Source organism: Paenibacillus alginolyticus DSM 5050 = NBRC 15375 (assembly GCF_000422905.1).
In the GTDB taxonomy this organism is placed as follows: Bacteria; Bacillota; Bacilli; order Paenibacillales; family NBRC-103111; genus Paenibacillus_E; species Paenibacillus_E alginolyticus.
The window spans coordinates 1-22,928 of record NZ_AUGY01000112.1; the positions used below are offsets into that span (position 1 = coordinate 1).

Annotated in this window: 21 protein-coding genes and 1 riboswitch; of the genes, 18 read left to right on the forward strand and 3 right to left on the reverse strand. The window is 48.4% G+C overall.

Annotation, left to right across the window (positions count from 1 at the left end):
* Positions 1-193, reverse strand: a 193-nt coding sequence (locus G519_RS45775) for a transposase (protein WP_036634748.1), incomplete at its 3' end; no start/stop codon positions are given.
* Between the two features lie 135 nt (positions 194-328).
* Between G519_RS45775 and G519_RS45780 the strand changes: the two genes are divergently transcribed.
* A complete protein-coding gene (locus G519_RS45780) occupies positions 329-601 on the forward strand; it encodes a Fur family transcriptional regulator (protein ID WP_051253912.1) in 273 nt (90 codons plus the stop codon).
* Positions 602-766: 165 nt separating this feature from the next.
* Here G519_RS45780 and G519_RS0133125 read toward each other — a convergent pair whose 3' ends face one another.
* Positions 767-1,843, reverse strand: a complete 1,077-nt coding sequence (locus tag G519_RS0133125; protein ID WP_029198278.1) for a DctP family TRAP transporter solute-binding subunit — start codon at positions 1,841-1,843, stop codon at positions 767-769.
* Between the two features lie 50 nt (positions 1,844-1,893).
* On the opposite strand from G519_RS0133125, the gene G519_RS0133130 reads away from it, so the two are divergent.
* From G519_RS0133130 to G519_RS0133210, 17 genes are all read left to right on the forward strand, one after another.
* Entirely contained in the window at positions 1,894-3,543 is a 1,650-nt protein-coding gene (locus tag G519_RS0133130) for a sensor histidine kinase (RefSeq protein WP_279626883.1), read from the forward strand.
* Complete coding sequence (locus G519_RS0133135; RefSeq protein WP_029198280.1) at positions 3,536-4,249, forward strand: response regulator; 714 nt, start codon at positions 3,536-3,538, stop codon at positions 4,247-4,249. The genes G519_RS0133130 and G519_RS0133135 overlap by 8 nt, the downstream gene beginning before the upstream one ends.
* A 127-nt stretch (positions 4,250-4,376) precedes the next feature.
* A complete protein-coding gene (locus G519_RS0133140; RefSeq protein WP_029198281.1) occupies positions 4,377-5,801 on the forward strand; it encodes an NAD-dependent malic enzyme in 1,425 nt (474 codons plus the stop codon).
* Between the two features lie 34 nt (positions 5,802-5,835).
* Positions 5,836-7,119: a dicarboxylate/amino acid:cation symporter gene (locus G519_RS0133145; protein ID WP_208860924.1), complete on the forward strand. Its 1,284-nt coding sequence runs from the start codon at positions 5,836-5,838 to the stop codon at positions 7,117-7,119.
* Positions 7,120-7,696: 577 nt separating this feature from the next.
* Positions 7,697-7,798: riboswitch (purine riboswitch) on the forward strand.
* Positions 7,799-7,959: 161 nt separating this feature from the next.
* Positions 7,960-8,445 (forward strand): 5-(carboxyamino)imidazole ribonucleotide mutase, encoded by a 486-nt coding sequence (gene purE, locus G519_RS0133150; RefSeq protein ID WP_029198283.1) that lies wholly within the window; start codon positions 7,960-7,962, stop codon positions 8,443-8,445.
* A complete protein-coding gene (gene purK, locus G519_RS0133155) occupies positions 8,442-9,623 on the forward strand; it encodes a 5-(carboxyamino)imidazole ribonucleotide synthase (protein ID WP_029198284.1) in 1,182 nt (393 codons plus the stop codon). Before purE ends, purK begins: the two co-directional genes overlap by 4 nt.
* 26 nt (positions 9,624-9,649) lie before the next feature.
* Positions 9,650-10,945, forward strand: a complete 1,296-nt coding sequence (gene purB, locus G519_RS0133160; protein WP_029198285.1) for an adenylosuccinate lyase — start codon at positions 9,650-9,652, stop codon at positions 10,943-10,945.
* Between the two features lie 68 nt (positions 10,946-11,013).
* Positions 11,014-11,871 carry a phosphoribosylaminoimidazolesuccinocarboxamide synthase gene (locus G519_RS0133165; RefSeq protein WP_051253915.1) on the forward strand — a complete coding sequence of 286 codons (858 nt, stop codon included), beginning with the start codon at positions 11,014-11,016 and terminating at the stop codon, positions 11,869-11,871.
* Positions 11,872-11,895: 24 nt separating this feature from the next.
* On the forward strand, positions 11,896-12,135 hold the full coding sequence (gene purS, locus G519_RS0133170) for a phosphoribosylformylglycinamidine synthase subunit PurS (RefSeq protein ID WP_029198287.1): 240 nt from the start codon (positions 11,896-11,898) through the stop codon (positions 12,133-12,135).
* A gap of 26 nt (positions 12,136-12,161) precedes the next feature.
* Positions 12,162-12,857 carry a phosphoribosylformylglycinamidine synthase subunit PurQ gene (gene purQ, locus G519_RS0133175; protein ID WP_029198288.1) on the forward strand — a complete coding sequence of 232 codons (696 nt, stop codon included), beginning with the start codon at positions 12,162-12,164 and terminating at the stop codon, positions 12,855-12,857.
* On the forward strand, positions 12,835-15,078 hold the full coding sequence (purL, locus tag G519_RS0133180) for a phosphoribosylformylglycinamidine synthase subunit PurL (RefSeq protein WP_029198289.1): 2,244 nt from the start codon (positions 12,835-12,837) through the stop codon (positions 15,076-15,078). The genes purQ and purL overlap by 23 nt, the downstream gene beginning before the upstream one ends.
* On the forward strand, positions 15,063-16,595 hold the full coding sequence (gene purF / locus G519_RS0133185) for an amidophosphoribosyltransferase (protein ID WP_084160459.1): 1,533 nt from the start codon (positions 15,063-15,065) through the stop codon (positions 16,593-16,595). The genes purL and purF overlap by 16 nt, the downstream gene beginning before the upstream one ends.
* 107 nt (positions 16,596-16,702) lie before the next feature.
* A complete protein-coding gene (purM, locus tag G519_RS0133190) occupies positions 16,703-17,743 on the forward strand; it encodes a phosphoribosylformylglycinamidine cyclo-ligase (RefSeq protein ID WP_029198291.1) in 1,041 nt (346 codons plus the stop codon).
* Positions 17,743-18,354, forward strand: a complete 612-nt coding sequence (purN, locus tag G519_RS0133195) for a phosphoribosylglycinamide formyltransferase (RefSeq protein ID WP_029198292.1) — start codon at positions 17,743-17,745, stop codon at positions 18,352-18,354. The genes purM and purN overlap by 1 nt, the downstream gene beginning before the upstream one ends.
* 880 nt (positions 18,355-19,234) lie before the next feature.
* The gene (purH, locus tag G519_RS0133200) at positions 19,235-20,782 is read left to right on the forward strand and encodes a bifunctional phosphoribosylaminoimidazolecarboxamide formyltransferase/IMP cyclohydrolase (protein WP_029198293.1); all 1,548 of its coding nucleotides are present in this window, start codon (positions 19,235-19,237) and stop codon (positions 20,780-20,782) included.
* Between the two features lie 69 nt (positions 20,783-20,851).
* Complete coding sequence (gene purD / locus G519_RS0133205) at positions 20,852-22,111, forward strand: phosphoribosylamine--glycine ligase (protein WP_029198294.1); 1,260 nt, start codon at positions 20,852-20,854, stop codon at positions 22,109-22,111.
* 161 nt (positions 22,112-22,272) lie between these two features.
* A complete protein-coding gene (locus tag G519_RS0133210; RefSeq protein WP_029198295.1) occupies positions 22,273-22,584 on the forward strand; it encodes a hypothetical protein in 312 nt (103 codons plus the stop codon).
* Positions 22,585-22,656: 72 nt separating this feature from the next.
* On the opposite strand, the gene G519_RS52610 is transcribed toward G519_RS0133210, so the two are convergent.
* Positions 22,657-22,928, reverse strand: a 272-nt coding sequence (locus G519_RS52610; RefSeq protein ID WP_244280304.1) for a transposase, incomplete at its 5' end; no start/stop codon positions are given.

Here is a 22,928-nt window from a genome sequence, read left to right on the forward strand (position 1 = left end):
TTTGGTGTTGGCAATTCGTACACTCGTAAAGAGGTAAATTACGAGTCTTAATTTCGTAAGCCTTCTGGTGCTGACATTTTGGACAGTGATATCCCTCAGGCCACTTCATCTTGAACAAATGCTGATGGCAAGCTTCCTCGGTTTGAAACTTCTTTTGAAATTGAATAAGATTCATCGATTCTTGCTTTGCCATAAAAATCACTCCCGAACATATGTTTGATTTCATTATACCAAACATTAGTTCGTATTTAAAGACATTCCTGAGCTAACTGGATAATCAAAAAATAAAATAAATAAATGCCAATAAATCGAAGAGGAGGTTCCCATCATGGTACAGCATGATCTGAATCAAGCGCTGCAGCGGATGCGCGCCAAAAACATACCTTTAACACCACAGAGATGTGCAATACTTACGTTTCTATATGCGCAGGGCAGTTACACAACGGTGAAAGATATTTGTGAAGCGTTGATCGATAAATATCCCCATATGAATGCGATGACGGTTAACAGCAGTTTGCATGTGTTTAAACAGCTTGGTTTAGTTAATGAGTTGCCTGTAGTCGGTGCCTCCTTGCGATATGAAGCGGCAATTTGCTCGTAGATAAGGAAGTATAAGTTTTATTGCACTTCGCGTCATCAGTCTTGACAAACACGCTCGTCCTGAAGGACGACGGAGTCGTTTATCCTTGGTAAATGCTTGATCATAAGTAAGGCGCTGCAGTGTGAGAAGAGATAAAATTGCCTCTTTTCACGCCGCAGCGCCTTTTTAGTCTAATCCCGATTGCTTATTAGTGCTTTCGCGTCTAAGCTCGTATACGGCATCCATGAGCTCTTTGCTTATATAGGATTGAGCTTCCTCATAGACAGGCTCAAGCGCCTGCTGCCATTCATTTCGTTCCTCTTTGGATAGAACGTGAACGTTCATCTGCCCAATCCTCTGCAGCTCGTTCCACTGTTTACGGTTGATCTCGATCGCATTTTGATTCGCCCAAACCGTCGCTTCTTGCATGGCCTCATTAATCGTCTTTTGCTGTTCTGCCGATAATTTGTCCCAAAATACTTTATTCACCAGCACACCATAACCAAGATAGGCATGATTGCTAATGGTCAAATATTTTTGAACCTGATACAGCTTTTTAGAGTAAATGTTCGAAATCGTGTTCTCTCCACCGTCTGCCTGACCGGACTCCATACTGCGGTATACTTGGTTAAAAGGAATAGGGACCGTCTTCGCGTTCAGCTGCCGAAATTGGGATTCGATGATCTTGCTTGGAAGAATCCGAAATTTCAAATCTCGAAAATCTTCGGGATGAGCAAGCGTGCCGTGGTTTGATGTCATTTGCTGAAAACCGTTAGCCCAAAAACCGAGACCAACGATACCCTTCGGCTCTAATTGACGCATCAGAATGTTCCCAATCTTGCCTTGAAATGCTTTGGCTACATCTTCATCATTTTGAAAAATGAAGGGAAGATCCATGACCATCCATTCGGGAACGACTTCGGATATATTAGAGAAGCTTGGCGCGATCATTTGAATGCTGCCCTTCTGTAAAGCGCCGACTTCATCGGGTTCATTGTATAGCGTACCATTGGGAAATAGTTCGACTTTGATGATGTCGTTGGTCTTTTCTTTAACTAATTGGGCGAACTTTTGAGCCGCTAATCCTTTGGGTGTATTCTCCGCCACGACAAAGCTGAATCGAATGATCGTTTGTCGGCCGAGTCCGATCTGCTCATCATCACCCACAATCGGCCCGTTATTCAATTGCCAGGAGAAACCGAATCCCAACGCTGTCAGGAGTCCGATTAAAAGAAACATAGTGATACCGACAAACGTTCTCATAGGGACCCCCATTTGTTCTGTATAATAAATTCAGTGTAACATAATGGAGGATGATGTTTGAAATTCACGGCAAGCTGAAAGTGGGTGAACGGCTTTTGAAAATTAAAGGGCTTCGCATGAATTGGAAAATTACGATTCTGTCGTTCGGTATCGTTTTATTTGCGATTTGTATCGGCGGTATCATATTAATAGGCCGTGTGATTCATCTACAGGAACAGGAGCTTGGACAGAGACTGCTTGTTACTGCGCGCACAGTTACCCAATTGCCTTCTATCATCAGCGGGCTTTCGGAACAAAGCAGAAGGCAGGAAATTAATCCGATCACTGAACGTCTACGTATTATTAATGACGTTGACTATATTGTTGTCATGGATATGAACGGTATTCGCTGGTCTCACCCATCATCCTCTCGGATCGGGGAGCCTTCACAGGGGGAGGACGAGCATGCTGCATTTGCCGAGCATACGTATCTTTCCAAGGCAAAAGGAGAACAAGGGACAGCGCATAGAGCCTTCGTACCTGTCATGAATGAGCAGCACGAACAGGTAGGTGTCGTATTGGTGGGGAAGCTGGTGCCGGGACTTACCGGGATCATCCTCGACATGCGGGGGCAAATTTATGTGACGGTATTTTTGTCTTTGCTATTTGGTATTTGGGGTTCGTGGATGCTTTCGAGGCATATTAAGGAGCAGATGTTTCGCTTGGAACCTGAGGAAATCGCCCAGCTGCTCGTAGAGCGAACCGCCACATTCAATGCGATGCATGAAGGCGTTATTGCCATTGACAGCGATGAATACATCACGGTTTTTAACGACAAGGCCAAAAAAATGCTTCAGATCGAAGGAGAAGTACTCGGACGCCATATTCGAGAAGTGCTGCCGGATACGAGGCTTCCGGAGATTTTGCAGCTTAACCATGCTATTTATAACCAAGAGCAGCATATTGGTCCTGCTCATATTTTGAGTAATCGGGTTCCTATTAAAGTAGGCCATCAAACGGTTGGCGCCGTAGCTATTTTTCAAGACCGCTCGGAGGTGACGAAAATCGCGGAAGAGTTGACCGGAGTAAGGGCATTTGTTGACGCACTTCGGGTGCAGAATCATGAATATATGAATAAGCTGCACACCATCGGCGGTTTGATTCAACTTGATCATAAGCAGAAGGCGCTGGACTATTTATTCGAAACGATGGAAGCGCAATCCGAGCTTAGCAGCTTTGTCTCGAGCAAGATTGCGAATGAGAGCGCTGCCGGTTTACTTTTGGGGAAAATCAGCCGCGGCAGAGAGTTGGGTATCGACGTTCGTTTGGATCGGGCAAGCAGGTTGATGCGATTTCCAGACAATTTGGACCAGCACGATGTTGTGGTCATCTTGGGGAATCTGATTGAAAATGCTTTTGATGCCCTGAGGGAGAAGGATGGGAAGAAAGAGATCTTTATCAGTATCGAGCAGGATGAAGAGGTATTATCGATTTTGGTCGAGGATAACGGAAAAGGCATGACTGAGGAAACCAAACAGCGCAAGTTTGAGCGAGGTTACTCGACAAATGCAGACGAAGGCAGGGGTATTGGTTTGTATTTAATTCATAATATTGTGAATAAATGCGGGGCTCATCTGGAAGTAGAGTCCACGGTTGGCGTGGGGACGAGCTTTATTCTCACTTTCCCGATGCATACAAGAGAGGAAGAAACTCATGTATAGAGTCGTACTGATTGAGGACGATCCGATGGTTCTTGAAGTGAACAGGCAGTTTGTTGAGAGAGTTCCCGGTTTTGAAATTGTAGGGACATCCTCTAACGGTGTAGATGGAATCGAGAAAGTTCGTGATTTGAAGCCAGACCTAGTAATTCTAGATATCTATATGCCGGGGCAAAATGGAACCGAATTGCTCCAGCAAATTCGAAATGAACAGTTGCATACAGATGCCATTGTAATAACGGCTGCTAACGACATTCCAACGATCCAACGGATGCTTCATCATGGGGCTGTGGATTATATCATGAAGCCTTTTAAGTTTGAACGGGTCCGAGAGGCGCTGGAAAATTACCAAATAATGAAGAGGCGATTAGGTACAGAATCGACGTTATCACAAGTTGAACTGGATCAATTGTTACACGGGAACGGGGGAGAACCGCTTCCTGAAATACCTTCTGTCCGTATGCAAACGGACTTGCCCAAAGGATTGCAAGCGCTGACGATGAAGCAAGTTGTGCTATTTCTGATGCAGCAGCACAAATCTTTATCCGCGGAAGAAGTGGCCGAGGGCGTAGGATTGGCAAGAGTTACGGCACGCAGATATCTGGATTTCCTGGAGAAGAATAAGCAGGTGAAGTTAGACCTTGAATATGGCGGGATTGGGCGCCCGATTAATCGATATGTATGGATGGCAGAGGATAAAAGATCATAAGTCAAAGTGGAGACCAAAAAGACCATAAGTACCAATATGGTCAAATTCTTCACGCCTTCTTTTGAAAGCGATATCATGAAAACAGAAATAGATGAAACTAAGTCTGATATCGCTTGAGGTGAAGAACGTGTCAATCCCATCGGGAGTTAATACAAGTATTATTTTGAGACTAGAATTGGATAAGGATACCGCGTCGTTCGGCAGTGTGGCTACGGCCATTAGTGATGCAGGTGGAGATATTATAGCCATTGACGTCGTTAGAACGGACAAAAACATCACGGTTCGGGATATCACGATCAATGTATACGATAACAAGCATACCGAGTTGATTGCCGCGGCCATCCGTAATTTGGCAGGAGTAAAAATCGTTCATGTTTCGGATCAAACGTTCCTGCTTCATTTGGGCGGGAAAATTGAAATGAGTCCCAAGTATCCTATTAAAAACCGAGATGACCTCTCCAGGGTGTATACACCGGGTGTTGCCAAGGTGTGCATGGCGATCCACGAAAAACCGTCGCTCGCTCATACGCTCACCATCAAACGCAATACGGTTGCGGTCATATCCGATGGAACTGCTGTACTTGGTCTGGGTAATATTGGACCGGAAGCAGCAATGCCTGTTATGGAAGGAAAGGCAATGTTGTTTAAGCAGTTAGCTGGTGTCGATGCATTCCCAATATGTCTGGCTACACAGGATACAGATGAAATTGTCAATATCGTGAAAGCGCTATCGCCAACTTTTGGAGGAATCAATCTAGAGGATATATCTGCACCTAGATGCTTCGAAATTGAACAGCGGCTTATCGAGGAACTGGATATTCCCGTATTTCATGATGATCAGCATGGTACTGCGGTGGTGCTTTTGGCAGGATTGCTTAATGCCGTTAAGATTGTGGGCAAGAAGCTTGAAGATTGCAAAGTCGTGCTTTGCGGCGTTGGCGCGGCAGGAACGGCTTGCACCAAAATGCTAATGGCCGCAGGTGTTCGAAATATTATCGGTGTCGATCGACAAGGTGCTATCACACGTGAAGGCGTTTACGACAATCCGTTTTGGCAATGGTACGCGGAACATACGAATCCGAAGCAGATTCAAGGCTCATTGTCGGAAGTTATTGAAGGAGCAGATATTTTCATCGGCGTATCGGGACCTGGTGTACTTAAAAGAGAAGACGTCGCCAAAATGGCGGAAAATCCAATCGTCTTTGCAATGGCAAACCCGACGCCAGAAATACTTCCCGAAGAGGCAGAGCCTTATGTGCGGGTTATGGCAACCGGCCGTTCGGACTACCCGAACCAAATCAATAACGTGCTATGCTTCCCAGGCTTGTTCAGGGGATTGCTGGATTGCAGGGCATCCAGAGTGACTGAGAATATGAAGCTTGCAGCAGCCAAGGCTATCGCATCGGTTGTTCAAGAGGATGAGTTGAATGAGTCTTACATTATTCCAAGTGTGTTTAATCAATCGGTCGCGGAACGAGTGAGAGATGCGGTCATAGAAGCTGCTTATGAAGATGGGGTCGCCAGAAGACGCAAAGAGAAAGTCCAAGCCTAGATTAGGCAGAGATTAAGGAGGAAATAAGATGTTGATGAAACTTAGAAAAAACTTAACCCTGCAGGTACTGCTAGCGATTGTGCTCGGGATTGCGGTCGGTCAGTTTTTCCCTTCTCAGGGAGAAAGCTTAAAAGTACTTTCCGATGTGTTCGTGAAGATGATCAAAATGGTCATTGCTCCAATTGTGTTTTTTACCATTGTAATCGGGATCTCCGGTATGGGGGATATGAAAAAAGTAGGTCGAATCGGCGGCAAGGCGCTGCTGTACTTTGAAATTATTACTACGTTTGCAATGGTTATCGGTGTAGCCGTAATGTACATCATTCGCCCTGGCGCAGGAATGAGCACGGCTGGTGTGAAGGCCGCAGATGTTGCGAAGTATACGAAAGACGCGGCAGCAACCAGTCACGGATTTGTCGATTTCCTTACAAGTATCGTTCCGGATAACGTGATGGCTGCATTCTCCAAAGGTGATATGCTGCCGGTTCTATTCTTCTCTATCTTGTTTGGCTTGGCGATGGCTGGTCTTGGGGACAGCGCGAAACCCGTTACGAATTTCCTAGAGAAATTGAATACAATTTTCTTCCGCATTGTAGGAATCATCATGAAATTCTCTCCAATTGCCGCTTTTGGTGCGATGTCTTATACGATCGGCAAATTCGGCGTTCACTCGTTGTTTTCTCTCGGTAAAATGATGGGGTCCGTCTATATTACCATGGCACTTTTCATCTTTATTGTACTCGGAGCTATTTGTAGAATGTATGGATTTAGCTTAATTAAGCTTTTGCGATTCATTAAAGAAGAGCTGCTGCTTGTACTGGGGACATCTTCATCCGAATCCGCATTGCCGCGCGTGATGGAAAAGCTGGAGAAGTTCGGTGCATCTAAGTCCGTTGTAGGTCTTGTTGTTCCTACTGGTTATTCATTCAACCTTGACGGTACATCGATCTACTTATCTATGGCAGGGTTATTCATTGCACAAGCCTATGGTATAGAACTAAACTTGATGCAGGTACTGACCTTCATGGGCGTACTGATGCTAACTTCAAAAGGTGCTGCGGGCATTACCGGATCAGGATTCGTCACACTGGCAGCTACAATTGCCGCAATTCCGAACAATGTCATTCCAATTGAAGGCATGGCGCTTCTGATTGGGGTAGACCGGTTCATGTCGGAAGCGAGAGCGATTACAAACATCATTGGTAATAGCGTAGCGACCATTGTCATTGCGAAGAGTGAGAAGCAGTTTAATCCAAATCCAGAGGAAACAGATATGTCGCTGCAAACAGGGGCTGTGAAAGAGGTTTCTGCTGTGTAGTTGGAATTGGTTAAAGAGGGGGCTGTTCCACAAGTAGAAAACCGACTTGTGGAAAGCCTCATTTTTCTTGTAAACCTGCGATTATACATCTTTTGTCTTGTTGGAATAACCTCTATAATGAATGCCTGCGATTCTGCATGTTTTTGAGGCCATTGTCCTGATTAAAGGATGGAAAACTCGAAAATTCCTGCACAATCGCAGGTTTTTCTGCTTTTCACACGATCTCGTTGGAAATTCCTGCATTTTCGCAGGTTTTCAGACTCTGAAGAATCAGTGAACCATGCTTATGGGACAGCCCCTCTATTTTTATCACATGAGAATTTATAAGTATCCAAGGATGGTCATGTCGAAAAATATCAGCATTAATCATCAGCTTATCGGAAGTGTTTATTGCAGACTAATAGGGTCTCAGAAGAAGATGAGAATCTCATCTGAGGTCGCAAACCGTTTAAAAGATAGAAAATGCACCAAAAAGCGAACTATCCAAAAGAATTAGACGAAAATTGTTCGTTTTTTGAAATTGACATCGCACGTTAGTTGGTAGTAAACTAGGGAAGCGGGAAATGAAGCCGCACTAATTGAAAATGTCGAATCAACTCGTATAAAATCAGGGATAAGGCCTGAAAGTTTCTACCCAAAAACCATGAATTTTTGGACTACGAGGAAGCGAATGAGGGAAACCATAGGAAGACGATGGTCTTTTTGCATTCGGTTCTTTTGCTGTCCAGCGGATAGAATCATGTATTCTAGCTCTGGGCGTTTTTTGGGTTTGAGGTTATAGATGATGGATTGTAATCATGGTTTAAAACTACCATATAAGATGAGAGTAGGTTTGTAGTGATGACGGTACGTGTTGGTGTCATAATGGGAAGCCAGTCGGATTGGGAAACGATGAAGCACGCATGCGACATGTTGGAAGAGCTGGGAGTGCCTTATGAGAAAAAGGTGGTTTCTGCGCATAGAACGCCGGACCTTATGTTCGAATATGCAGCTTCGGCGGCAGGCCGCGGCATTCAAGTCATTATTGCCGGAGCAGGAGGGGCGGCGCATCTACCAGGGATGGTAGCAGCCAAAACGGAGCTTCCGGTTATTGGTGTTCCAGTCAAAACGTCCACGCTCAACGGACTTGATTCCTTGCTCTCGATCGTGCAAATGCCAGGCGGCATTCCAGTCGCGACGGTGGCAATCGGTCATGCGGGCGCCACGAATGCAGGCCTGTTGGCAGCGCAAATTCTAGGCGCATTCGAGCCCGAGCTGCAAGCGAAGGTCAGAGCGCGTCGCGAGCGAATTGCGCAGACCGTGATTGAAAGCAGTGACCTGCTATGAGCGAAGCCTCAAACTTAAGCGGTAAGGTCATCAAGCCAGGCGGTACCATTGGCATCTTGGGCGGAGGGCAGCTAGGCCGTATGCTGGCCTTGGCCGGACGCAACATGGGGTATCGCTTCGTGACGCTCGACCCTACCGATGACGCGCCTTGCGGTCAAGTCGCGGATGAGCAAATTCAGGCGGACTTTGACGATGTTAAAGCGGCGAGAAAGCTCGCAACCCTATCGGACGTCATCACGTACGAATTCGAGAACGTCGATGCGCATGTGACCAACATTTTAATGAATGAGTCCTATGTTCCACAAGGAAGTGAGCTTTTATACACGACCCAGCATCGTCTGCGTGAAAAGAGAGCAATTGAAGCAGCAGGCGTACCTGTGGCTCCATATGCGGAAATCACCAGCGCAGCAGATTTGCGTGAAGCAGCTGAACGCTTCGGGACACCGTGCGTTCTCAAAACAGCAACCGGCGGCTACGATGGCAAAGGGCAGTGGGTGCTTCGCTCGCTGGACGAGGTGGATGAAGCTTACGAAACTCTCAGCCGCGCCAAAACAGAGCTGGTTCTCGAACAATTCATTCATTTTGACAAAGAATTATCCGTGATTGCGGCAAGAAGTCCACGCGGCGAGGTGAAGGCTTTCCCCGCTGCTGAAAATATACATGTACATAACATCCTGCATCAATCCATCGTTCCGGCGCGAATCCCTGCTCAGGTGCAAAAGGAAGCGGAAGAGCTTGCTGTACGTATCGCAGAATCGCTCGGTGTGATTGGTTTGATCGCAGTGGAGTTATTCCTGACGAAGGATGGACAGCTTTACGTCAATGAGCTTGCGCCACGCCCGCACAATTCAGGTCATTATACGATGGAAGCCTGCCGGACTTCACAGTTCGAGCAGCATGTTCGCGCGATTTGCAACCTGCCGCTTGGTTCTACCGAGCTGCTGTCACCGGTTGTGATGGTCAATTTGCTTGGTGAGCATATCGTACCGCTGCAAGAACTGATCGACCGACCCGATTTCCTCGAACACAGTGAATTAGGCGTTAGCGCGAAGGTTCATCTATATGGCAAGAAAGAAGCGAAAGAAAAACGCAAGATGGGACACATCAATCTCCTGACAAGCGACGTAGCGAAAGCACTGACTTGGATAGAACAGACAGGCATTTGGGAAAGTAAGTAAAAGAACTCATTGGAGGAACGGCTAACATGATTGAACGTTATACACGCCCAGAAATGGCACGCATTTGGACAGAGGAAAATAAATTCCAAGCATGGCTTGAAGTCGAGATTCTTTCTTGCGAAGCATGGTCAGAGCTTGGAGTTATTCCTAAGGAAGATGTGAAGGTGCTGCGCGAGAACGCAAGCTTCAACATTGAACGCATTTATGAGATCGAGCAAGAGACGCGTCATGACGTGATCGCCTTTACTAGAGCGGTTTCCGAAACGCTAGGACCTGAGCGCAAATGGGTTCACTACGGTTTGACATCAACAGACGTTGTCGATACGGCACTGGGCTACTTGCTGAGACAAGCGAACGAGATTTTGGACAAAGACATTCAGAATTTCATCGAAATCCTTCGCAATAAAGCGATCGAACATAAAGATACAGCTATGATGGGCAGAACGCATGGTGTGCATGCCGAGCCGACGACTTTTGGTTTGAAAATGGCGCTTTGGTACGAGGAAATGAAGCGTAACCTGGAGCGTTTCCGTTTTGCCGCTGATGGCGTACAATTCGGTAAAATCTCAGGTGCAGTAGGCACCTACGCGAACATCGATCCTTTTGTTGAAGAGTACGTGTGCGGCAAGCTGGGCACAAAAGCAGCTCCGATCTCAACACAAACTTTGCAACGTGACCGTCATGCGGAATACATGGCGACGCTGGCGCTAGTTGCTACATCCCTTGATAAATTCGCGACTGAAATTCGCGCGCTTCAGAAGAGTGAGTTCCGCGAGGTTGAAGAACCTTTTGCAAAAGGTCAAAAAGGTTCCTCCGCCATGCCGCATAAGCGTAACCCGATTGGTTGCGAGAGCATTTCCGGTCTGTCCCGTGTGATTCGCGGGCACATGGTTTCCGCTTATGAGAATGTGACGCTTTGGCATGAGCGCGACATTTCGCACTCCTCCGTTGAGCGTATTATCCTGCCGGATGCGACGCAGCTGCTGAACTACATGCTGAACCGTCTAGGCAACATCATCAAGAACTTGACTGTGTTCCCTGAAAATATGAAGCGTAACATGCGCAGCACCTATGATGTTCCTTTCTCTGGCCGCGTGATGACGAAGCTGATCGACAAAGGCTTTGCTCGTGAGCAAGCGTACGATACGGTTCAGCCAAGAGCGATGCAAGCATGGGAAGAGCAGCGTTCATTCCGTGAAATCGTTGAGAATGCTTCCGTCATTACCGAAGTGTTAAGCCCAGAAGAAATCGCGGATTGCTTCGATCCAAGCTGGCATTTGAAACACGTAGACACGATCTTTAACCGTTTAGGTTTGAAATAAAGCAGGACATTTTAACAGGAAGGGATGTGTGGTTCGTGGCTAACAATATCTTGGAATCAGCTGTTGAAATGATTAACGCTCCCCTGGTTCATAAGGGTAAAGTACGTGAACTGTATGATCTGGGCGAACATTTCCTTATCGTGGTAACGGATCGGATTTCAGCTTTTGATTACATGTTGAAGCCTGGTATTCCTGATAAGGGGTACGTTCTGAACGCGCTAAGTAAATACTGGTTCGGCGTGACGAGCGGTTACATGAGCAATCACATTGTGCACACGGACGTGGAAAAGCTCCACGCGATTATTCCGAGTGCGGAAGATAGAGAGTTCCTAAAGGAACGTATTATTGTAGCGAAAAAAGCGGACCGCATCTCCATTGAATGCGTGGTTCGCGGCTACATCACAGGCAACGGCTGGAGACAGTACGAGAAAACCGGCGAGATTAACGGTCGCAAACTGCCTGAAGGCCTGCGTAAGAACGAGCGCTTGCAAGATCCTATTTTCACACCTGCGGCTAAAAATGATGTCGGTCATGACGAAGACATTTCCGTGGAACAAATGATTGATTTAGTCGGCGAAGAGCTGACTTATGCGCTGCAAGAGCGAAGCATCATGCTTTACACGTTGGCCCATTCGATTTGTGAGCAAAAGGGCATTATTTTAGCAGATACGAAGTTTGAATTCGGCTTTTATGCGGGAGAACTTATTATTATTGATGAAATTTTCACGCCGGATTCCTCGCGTTACTGGTCACAAGATAAATACGCCCTGGATATCGAGATTGATTCGATGGACAAAGAGCCTGTGCGCACCTATTTAGCGGGATCGGGCTGGGATAAAAATAGTGAGCCGGATGAGCTTCCAGCTTCCGTTGTGGAAGAGACTTCGAACCGTTATAAAGAAATTTTACACCGTTTGGTGGATTAAATTAACTCTAAGGAGAGATTAGAAATGAAAGCAACGGTCTACGTAACGATCAAGCAGAACGTACTGGATGTTCAAGGAACTGCGGTGCAAGGAGCGCTTCATTCCATGGGTTTTGACGAAGTTGGCAAGGTGCGCATCGGGAAATACTTGGAGTTAGAACTGGATACAACGGATAAAGCAGAAGCGGAAGCACGCGTTAAAGCAATGTGCGAGAAGCTGCTTGCGAACACGGTTATCGAAGACTACCGCTACGAGTTGGCGTAATAAACCAGAAGAAGGAGGAAAACGTCATGAATTTTGCGGTTCTTGTATTTCCGGGATCGAACTGCGACATCGATATGTACAAGGCAATCGAAGATACCATTGGTCAGCCGGTTGATTATGTTTGGCATACAGATGGCGACTTGTCCAAATACGACTGCATCCTCGTGCCGGGTGGATTCTCTTATGGGGATTACCTGCGTTGCGGAGCGATTGCACAATTTACGAACGTGATGAAAGCTGTAGTTAAGGCTGCGGAAGAAGGCAAGTACATTCTAGGTATTTGTAACGGATTCCAAGTGTTAACGGAAGCAAGATTGCTGCCAGGCGCTTTGCTGCGCAACAACGGGATGAAATTCCGCTGCCACCAAACGCTTCTTAGAGTGGAGAACAACAATACGGCTTTCACGCGTGATTACGCGGAGGGTGAGCTGATTGAAATTCCAATCGCTCACGGCGAAGGTAACTACTATTGTGACGAAGCTACGCTAAAAGAATTACAAGAAAACAACCAAATTGTATTCCGTTATGAAGCGGGCAACAACCCGAACGGATCACTTGATGATATCGCAGGAATCAGCAATAAAGCTGGTAATGTCGTTGGTATGATGCCTCATCCGGAGCGTGCCGTTCATGAGATTCTTGGCTCCGCAGATGGTAAAAAAATGTTCACATCAATTCTAAGCGCTTGGAGGGAGAAACATGACGCAGCAGCTATCCGTTAATGAACCAACAGCCGAGCAAATCGCGGAGCAGAAAATTTACAAGCAAATGGGCGTGACGGACGAAGAGTTTGCCAAAATTTGCGGCTTCCTTGGACGCAATCCGAACTACGTTGAGATCGGTGTATTCAGCGTTATGTGGTCCGAGCACTGTTCATACAAAAATTCCAAACCTGTACTCCGTAAGTTCCCAGTTACTGGACCTCGCGTTCTGATGGGACCTGGCGAAGGCGCAGGGATTGTAGATATCGGAGACAACCAAGCGGTTGTTTTCAAAATAGAAAGTCATAACCACCCTTCAGCGATCGAGCCTTATCAAGGCGCGGCGACAGGTGTGGGCGGTATTATTCGTGATATTTTCTCCATGGGCGCGCGCCCGGTAGCGCTTCTGAATTCCTTGCGTTTCGGCAAGCTTGAAAACGACCGCGTGAAGTACTTGTTCGAGCACGTTGTATCCGGAATCGCTGGATACGGGAACTGTATCGGGATTCCGACAGTCGGCGGCGAAGTGATGTTCGACGAGAGCTACGAGGGGAACCCGCTCGTTAATGCGATGTGTGTGGGTCTTATCGACCACAACATGATTCAACGCGGTGTTGCCAAAGGTGTTGGCAACCCAGTGTTCTACGTTGGACCAGCGACTGGCCGCGACGGTATCCACGGTGCGACTTTCGCATCCGAGGAGCTTACGGCGGAGTCCGAAGCGAAGCGCCCAGCGGTACAAGTGGGCGATCCGTTCATGGAGAAGCTCGTGCTGGAAGCGTGTTTAGAGTTAATTAATTCCGGCATCGTGCTCGGAATTCAAGATATGGGCGCTGCAGGACTGACTTGCTCCAGCGCAGAGATGGCTAGTAAAGCGGGCAACGGCATGGAGCTTTACCTCGATGAAGTTCCGCAGCGCGAAGAAGGCATGACAGCGTATGAAATGATGCTGTCTGAGTCTCAGGAGCGTATGCTTTTCGTTGTTGAGCCGAAGCATGAGGCGCAAGCTAAGGGCATTTTTGAGCGCTGGGGTCTCCACTGCGCCAAAGTCGGCAAGGTAACCGATGACGGTTACCTGAAGCTGATTCACCACGGTGAAGTCGTGGGGAACATGCCAGTCGGCGCACTCGTCGACGAGTGCCCGGTTTACAATAAGCCGAGCCAAGTGCCGGCTTATTACGAGGCTAGCGCATCGATCGACACGACTCGTTACCCTGAGGTAACGAAATTGACGGATGCGCTTAAGTCTGTCCTCGCGTCTCCGACGGTAGCGAGCAAAGAGTGGGTGTACAACCAGTATGACCACATGGTTCGTACGGAAACGGCAGTGCGTCCGGGTTCGGACGCAGCGGTTGTGACCATTCGCGGTACCCGTAAGGGCCTCGCGATGACAACCGACTGCAACGGACGCTATGTGTATCTGGATCCGGAAGTTGGCGGACGGATCGCAGTTTCGGAAGCAGCGCGTAACGTTGTTTGCTCCGGCGCTGAGCCGCTCGCGGTTACGGATAACCTGAACTTCGGAAGCCCAGACAAGCCTGAGATTTTCTGGCAGCTGGAGAAATCCACTGACGGTATGGCAGAAGCTTGCCGCTTCTTGGATACACCGGTTATCGGCGGTAACGTCTCGCTTTATAACGAGAACGCTAAAGGTGCGATCTACCCAACTCCGGTTATCGGGATGGTTGGTCTTGTTCATGACATCGACCACATCACGACGCAAAGCTTCAAAAAAGAAGGCGACATCATCATCCTGCTCGGCGAGACGAAAGCAGAGCTCGGCGGCAGCGAATTCCAATATGTGATTCACGGTGTTACGGAAGGCCGTCCTCCTGAATTGGACTTGGCTACTGAGAAACGCCTGCAAAATGCGGTACTAAAAGCCATTCAAGAAGGTCTTGTTGCTTCTGCGCATGACTTATCCGAAGGCGGCTTGGCCGTTGCTTTGGCTGAAAGCTGTATCGGCGGTAAATTAGGCGCAGCTGTGAATGTGGCGTCTGATCTTCGTCCTGACTTCACGCTATTCAGTGAAACACAATCCCGTATTTTGCTGAGTGCTTCCCCTGATAAAGCGGACGCTTTGAAACACTGGATTGCATCACAAGGCGTACCATATCAAGAAATTGGAACAGTTACAGGTTCAGATCTGACCGTTAAAATCAACAACGAACAGCGTCTCCAGTCTCCGGTAAGCGAGCTGGCGAAAGTCTGGAAGGATGCGATTCCATGTCTAATGGCGTGAAACAATCAGAGGCCCTAAAGCTTCCTGCTGCTCCTATTGTCCAAGTGGGCGACGAGCAGCATCAGCTTTGGACAGGAGAGTATTTCAACGAAGGTGTAGGCGGCCATGGCGGATTGTTTGATAAGCTGAATGAGGAGTGCGGGGTGTTCGGGGTGTATGGTCATCCCGACGCTTCCTCTCTGTGCTATTACGGGCTGCATGCCCTGCAGCACCGCGGACAGGAAAGCGCTGGTATCTGTACAGTAGAAGATGGAAAGTTTAACTACTATCGCGGGATGGGACTTGCCAAAGAGGTGTTCACTAACGAGAATTTGTCGCCTCTGACAGGTTCAACAGCGATTGCGCATGTGCGTTATTCCACAGCAGGCGAGAGCAAGCTGGCGAACGCACAGCCTCTAGTTTTCAAATATCGGGAGGGCGACCTTGCGATTGCGACAAACGGTAACCTCGATAATGCCAACATTATCAAGCGCGAGCTTGAGAAGAAGGGTTCGATCTTCCAAACGACGAGCGACACCGAGGTTATGGCGCATTTGATTGCCCGTTCGGAGCACGACGATATTGTGGATGCGGTTAAAGATGCGATGAATCAAGTTATCGGCGGCTTTGCCTTCCTGATCGTCACCAAGGACAAATTGATCGCTGCGCTCGATCCGAACGGACTTCGTCCCTTCATGATCGGCCGTCTGGGAGATGCGTACTTGTTCGCTTCCGAGTCCTGCGCCTTCGATGCGGTGGGAGCTACGTATTTCCGTGATGTGCAGCCGGGGGAAATCATCGTGATTGACCGTGACGGCTTCCGATCGGAGCGGTTCACGGAAAGCGGTCGGCGTGCGATTTGTGCGATGGAGTACATCTACTTCGCTCGTCCCGACAGCGACATCGATACGGTGAATATTCACTCCGCGCGTAAGCGGATGGGTAAGAAATTGGCGATGGAAGCTTTCGTTGACGCTGATATTGTGACTGGCGTGCCGGATTCGAGTATTTCGGCTGCAATTGGTTATGCGGAACAAACGGGTATCCCTTATGAGCTGGGTCTTATCAAGAACCGCTACACAGGCCGGACGTTCATCATTCCAAGCCAAGAGCTTCGTGAGCAAGGTGTTAAAATGAAGCTGAGCGCCGTTCGCAAAGTCGTCGAAGGCAAGCGTGTTGTCATGATTGATGACTCTATCGTGCGCGGGACAACGTCTTTAAGGATTGTGAATTTGCTTAGAGAAGCCGGCGCTACGGAAGTGCACGTACGTATCTCTTCGCCGCCTTTTATGAATCCATGCTACTACGGGATTGATACACCGGATCGGAAAGAGCTGATCGCTGCGATGAATTCTATCGAAGAGATTCGTAAGGCGATCAACGCGGATTCCTTGCATTTTCTGACAAAAGAAGGTCTGCTGGATTCGATTGGTCAAGGTTCTGCAGGGTCGGAGAGCGGCTACTGTACGGCATGTTTCGATAACAGCTATCCAACAGAGATTGTGGATGTTACTAAGGTTGGTTGTGCTTGCGATTAATTGGTTAATAGATAGGGAAATGCAAAAAATGGAATAGACATAACGGGTGGGTCTCGCCTAGGCGGACGACCTCCCGATACATAGACAAACTAAGGAGTGGAAGCGAAGTGTCGGATGCTTACAAAAAGGCTGGAGTCGATATCGCGGCAGGGAACGAAGCAGTAGAACGGATGAAAAAGCACGTCAAACGGACTTTCCGTCCTGAAGTGTTAACTGACCTCGGTGGCTTCGGCGGGCTGTTCAGCTTGAACAAAGACAAGTACGAGGAGCCTGTGCTCGTATCTGGTACGGACGGCGTGGGCACGAAGCTGAAGATCGCTTTTGCAATGGATAAGCATGATACGATTGGGATTGACGCTGTTGCGATGTGCGTGAATGATATTATCGTTCAAGGCGCGGAGCCACTTTTTTTCCTCGACTATCTCGCTTGTGACAAAGTAATTCCAGAGAAAATTGAAGCTATCGTCAAAGGGATCGCTGACGGTTGTGCGCAGTCTGGCTGCTCACTTATCGGTGGCGAAACGGCGGAAATGCCGGGCATGTATGCGTCAGGGGAGTATGACATTGCCGGGTTTACGGTTGGAATCGTCGACAAGAAAAAGATCATCGATGGTACAACGATCCGTCCTGGAGACGTGGTTCTAGGTCTGGCATCGAGCGGTGTGCACAGTAACGGGTTCTCTCTTGTGCGCAAGCTTTTGCTGGAAGATGGCGGTTATACGCTTCAAGGGCATGTGGATGAGCTGGGCGATAAACTTGGTAACGTGCTGCTTGAGCCAACGAAGCTTTATGTGAAGCCGGTTCTGGCGATGCTTGAAGATGTTGCGATCAAAGGGATGGCACACATTACAGGCGGCGGTTTTATCGAAAATATTCCGCGCGTTCTGCCTGATGGCGTGAACGTCGAAATCCAATATGGATCGTGGCCGATTCTTCCGATTTTTGCGCTGATGCAGCGTGAGGGCGGCATTTCGAACAATGATATGTTCCGCACGTTCAACATGGGCATCGGGATGGTTGTTATCGTTGACGCGGATGATGCGGAGAAAGCTATTGCTGCAGCAGAAGCACAAGGCGAGAAAGCTTACCGTTTAGGCATTGTTACTGAAGGCGAGCGTGTAGTGACGTTCCAAGGAGCTGAGGTTTAATGCAGCCTTACCGAATTGCGGTTTTTGCTTCGGGCAGCGGCTCGAATTTCCAGGCCATCGTAGATCAGGTACAGAAGGGGAAGCTTGATGTCAGCATCGAGCTTCTTGTCTGTGACCGCCCGCAAGCGTTTGTGGTGGAGCGTGCTATAGAGGCGAAGGTGCCTGTATTCACGTTCCGTCCACGGGATTATGAAAATCGCGAGGCCTATGAGGCTCTTATACTGAAAGAGCTTCAAGATCGTCAGGTCGATCTGATCGTGATGGCTGGCTACATGCGGATTATTACGAATGTGCTGGTTGAGCCGTATTTCGGGCGCATGATCAACATTCATCCATCGCTGCTGCCGTCGTTTCCCGGCGTGCGCGCGATCGAGCAAGCCGCCCTGTACGGCGTGAAGCAAACCGGTGTGACCGTTCACTTCGTGGACGGCGGGCTGGACTCCGGGCCGATCATCGCGCAGCGCGCTGTGGAGATCCACGAGCACGAGACTACGGACTCGCTGGCTGAGCGCATCCATGCGGCTGAGCATGTGCTGCTGCCGCAGGTGATTCGCTGGCTGCGCGAGGATCGCGTGAGCTTGGATGGCCGCAGGGTTAGCGTGCGGTTGTAGGGATTTGGGTGCTCGCTGAGCTGGCGCTGCGTTTTGAGAGGATGCTAACTCCTCCTGATCAGGTCCCCTGTGGATAACTCATCTGTGTGCACGAGAGTTTTAAACAAATTAGCTCTCTCAGCCGCCGAAAGTGGCTGATCAGCTTTGGGATCGCGTTGAGAAGTCCGAAAAGGCCTTCTCGGCAGCGGTAATGGGCCAACTTCGTCGTGAGACGACCAAAAACGTACTCTCAGCCGCGGGATGAGGTGTATCAGCCCCGTCGATCACGCTGAGAAGTCCGAAAAGGCCTTCTCGGCAGCAGTAAGGGAGTAATTTGGTCGTGAGACGACCAAAAGTGCACTCTCAGCCGCGGGATGAGGTGTATTAGCCCCGTCGATGTCTTCGAGAAGTCCGGAAAGGCCTTCTCGGCAGCGGTAATGGGCCAACTTCGTCGTGAGACGACCAAAAACGTACTTTCAGCCGCGGGATGAGGTGTATCAGCCCCGTCGATCACGCTGAGAAGCCCGAAAAGGCCTTCTCGGCAGCAGTAAAGGAGCAATTTGGTCGTGAGACGACCAAAAGTGCACTCTCAGCCGCCGAAAGCGGTGTATCAGCCCTGTCGATGTCGCTGAGAAGTCCGAAAAGGCCTTCTCGGCAGCAGTAAGGGAGCAATTTGGTCGTGAGACGACCAAAAGTGCACTCTCAGCCGCCGAAAGCGGTGTATCAGCCCTGTCGATGTCGCTGAGAAGTCCGAAAAGGCCTTCTCGGCAGTAGTAATGGGCCAACTTGGTCGTGAGACGACCAAAAACGCTCTCTCAGCCGTCGAGTGGCTGAAGCAGTAAACAACTAACTTTAAAAGCACTAATTTAGCATACAAATCAATTTTCTGGGAGGAAGCATAGTGGCAATCAAAAGAGCACTTATCAGCGTTTTCGATAAGACGGGAATTGTTGAATTCGCGAGCGAGCTGTCGAAGCTGGGCGTTGAGATCATTTCTACGGGCGGTACGCTTAGTTTGTTGAAGGATAAAGGGGTGCCGGTGATCGGTATTTCTGAGGTTACAGGGTTTCCGGAGATCATGGATGGCCGCGTCAAAACGCTGCATCCGAATGTTCACGGCGGACTACTGGCCGTTCGTGACAACGTGGAGCACCAAGAGAGCATGAAGAAGCTCGGTTTGGAGTATATTGATTTGGTTGTCGTGAATTTGTATCCTTTTGCTGAAACGATTGCGAAGCCTGATGTGACTTACGAGGATGCGATTGAGAACATCGATATCGGTGGGCCGACGATGCTTCGTTCCGCAGCTAAGAACCATGCGTTTGTTTCCGTTATCGTGGATACAACCGACTATGCGAAGGTGCTGGAAGAAGTGCAAGAGACTGGCGACACAACGCTGGAAACGCGCAAACGTCTAGCTGCCAAAGTGTTCCGTCACACAGGAGCTTACGATGCGTTGATTGGTGACTACTTGACTGGCCTGCAAGGCGAGCCTTACCCAGAGCGTTATACAGTGACTTATGAGAAAATGCAGGAGCTTCGCTACGGTGAGAACCCGCATCAAAGCGCGGCTTTCTACCGTAAGCCAAATGCAGCTGCTGGCAACATTACAACGGCTGAACAATTACATGGTAAAGAATTATCCTACAACAATATTAATGATGCGAATACAGCTCTGCAAATCGTCAAAGAATTCAGCGAACCTGCGGTCGTAGCCGTTAAGCACATGAATCCTTGTGGCGTAGGTATCGGTACAAATGTGCTTGAAGCTTACACGAAAGCGTACAATGCAGACCCAACATCCATCTTTGGTGGAATCGTGGCTGCGAACCGTGCGGTTGACGAAGCAACAGCTCAATTGCTGCATGAGATTTTCCTGGAAATCGTCATTGCGCCTGATTTTACACCGGAAGCACTCGATATCCTTTCTAAAAAGAAAAACATTCGCCTACTCAAAGTAAGCGGCTTAGATACAGTAGCTGGTCGCAAAGCGGAGCCAGTAATTACAACGGTTGAAGGCGGCATGCTCGTACAAGCAAGCGATGCCTACCAGCTGACAGAAGCTGATCTGAAGGTCGTTTCTGAGCGTCAACCGACGGCTGAAGAGATGAAACAATTACTTTTCGCTTGGAAAGTAGTTAAGCACGTTAAATCTAACGCAATCGTACTCGTTGCAGACGACATGACGGTTGGCGTGGGTGCTGGCCAAATGAATCGAGTTGGCGCAGCCAAAATCGCTATTGAGCAAGCTGGCGACAAGGCGAAAGGCTCCGTCCTTTCTTCCGATGCATTCTTCCCAATGGGCGACACGCTTGAAATGGCAGCAAAAGCAGGCATCACAGCGGTGATTCAGCCAGGCGGCTCCATTAAAGACGAAGAATCCATCCGCGTAGCGAACGAAAATGGCATTGCCATGGTCATGACAGGCGTTCGTCACTTTAAACACTAAAACAATTGAGAATGCTCACGATCATGAACAGGACCGTGGGCATTCCCCATGAGAGGGGTTTCCAAAGCGATGCGTGTATTAGTTATTGGACGAGGCGGGCGCGAGCACGCGATTGTATGGGCACTCAGCAAAAGCCCGAAGATCAGCAAATTGTTCTGTGCACCGGGGAACGGCGGGATTGCCGGCTTAGCGGAATGTGTGCCGATTACGGAACTGCAATTCGAGGAGATCAGTACTTTTGCGAAGGAGCAGGCGATTGACCTCGTGATGGTAGCACCTGATGATCCATTAGCAGCTGGCTTGGTTGACCATTTGGAATCCAAAGGTATCGAGGCTTTCGGACCTCGTGCGAATGCGGCGATCATTGAGGGTAGCAAGGTATTTATGAAGGAGCTGCTCAAAAAGTACAGCATCCCGACAGCAACTTACGAGTCTTTCGACGCGTATGAGCCAGCGCTTGCTTACTTGCGCAGTCAATCGGCGCCAATCGTGATTAAAGCGGATGGCTTGGCCGCAGGTAAAGGTGTTACCGTTGCCCAAACCATGGAAGAAGCGGAAGCAGCACTTAAAGATATTATGGTGGATCAAGTGTTTGGCAAATCCGGCGCCAGCGTGGTTATTGAGGAGTTCCTAACCGGACAAGAAATGTCCTTGCTAGCCTTTGTTGATGGTTCCACGGTTCGTCTCATGGTGCCTTCGCAGGATCATAAGCCTGTTTTTGATAACGATAAAGGGCCAAACACAGGCGGAATGGGTACGTACTCCCCGCTGCCGCATATCCCTGAATCAATCGTACAGGAAGCACTTGTGAACATTGTTCAACCTACAGCTGATGCGATGGTAAAAGAGGGCCGTCCCTTCAAGGGCGTGCTGTATGCCGGTTTGATTTTGACACCTAATGGCGTGAAAACCATTGAGTTTAACGCGCGTTTCGGTGATCCAGAGACGCAGGTTATTTTGCCTCGCCTCAAAACCGATCTGCTCGATATTTTCCTAGCTATCAACAACGGAACGTTGGCTGACCAGCCGATCGAGTGGAGCGAGGAAGCAGCAGTTTGTGTGATTGTAGCTTCACCTGGTTACCCAGGTCCGTACCCGAAAGGGCTGCCGATTACAGGACTTGATCAAGTGCAAGACTCGCTAGTGTTCCACGCGGGGACAGCCATCGAGGATGGCCAAATTGTCACCAACGGCGGACGCGTTCTTGGAATCACAGGCCTTGGCAAAGATATCATTGAAGCTCGCCAGAAAGCTTATGCGGATGCGGATCGGATTCATTTTGACGGGAAGCATTACCGTACGGATATTGCAATGAAAGCTTTGAAATAGCGTAAACCTATAAAGCACAGCCTTTTGTTCATCAAAGGGTTGTGCTTTTTCATTTTTCTCCGTCCATTTGTAAAAAAGATGCAATTAATTGACCGTTGTAAGCGTTTTATATGTTAGGTATACTAGGCAATGTTAGATAAGAAGTAAAGTGAGGCTGAACCATGACCATACTTAAAATTGCGGGGTTACATCAGAAGCCGTATTCGTTGAAATATCGTCTAATCTTGATCCTGTTTATCAGCTCACTCGCACCCTTAATTCTCATTGGGAGTATTTCTTATTTCTCCATGTATGCGATTTTGCAAAATAAAGCAGAGGGCGGGGTCCAGAGCAATTTGCACCAAGTAAGACTATTGCTTGAAGACACGCTCGGTCAGTTAAATCACGCTTCGCAGCAGCTCGCTTTTGATGGAAGGGTTGGCAAAAGCCTAGAGAACTATTTAGGAGCGGATTTATTTGAGAAAAAAGATTGAATGACGAGATCAGAAGTGAGTTAGGCTTGATTCATTTTACGAATCCGACGCTTGGATTAATGTTTTATTTGATTATCCAACTAGCTCAGGATAGGTAATCGTCGTAGACGATAGGCAACAATGAACTAACCTATTGAATAACTCGCTTTTGACCTCACGGCGGTTGAATCGATAGCAAAACTCATCGAGATATGCTTGTAGGTGCTTAGGATCTAAGCCGTGGTAGGTACCACCAATAAAAGCTTTCGCATTAGAGATGATCGTATGAAGCCACTTTAGATGATCTGGATTTTCTTTCAGGTCGTACTTTTTGGCTTCATGGTGGAAGCCATTTTTGGCCAAAG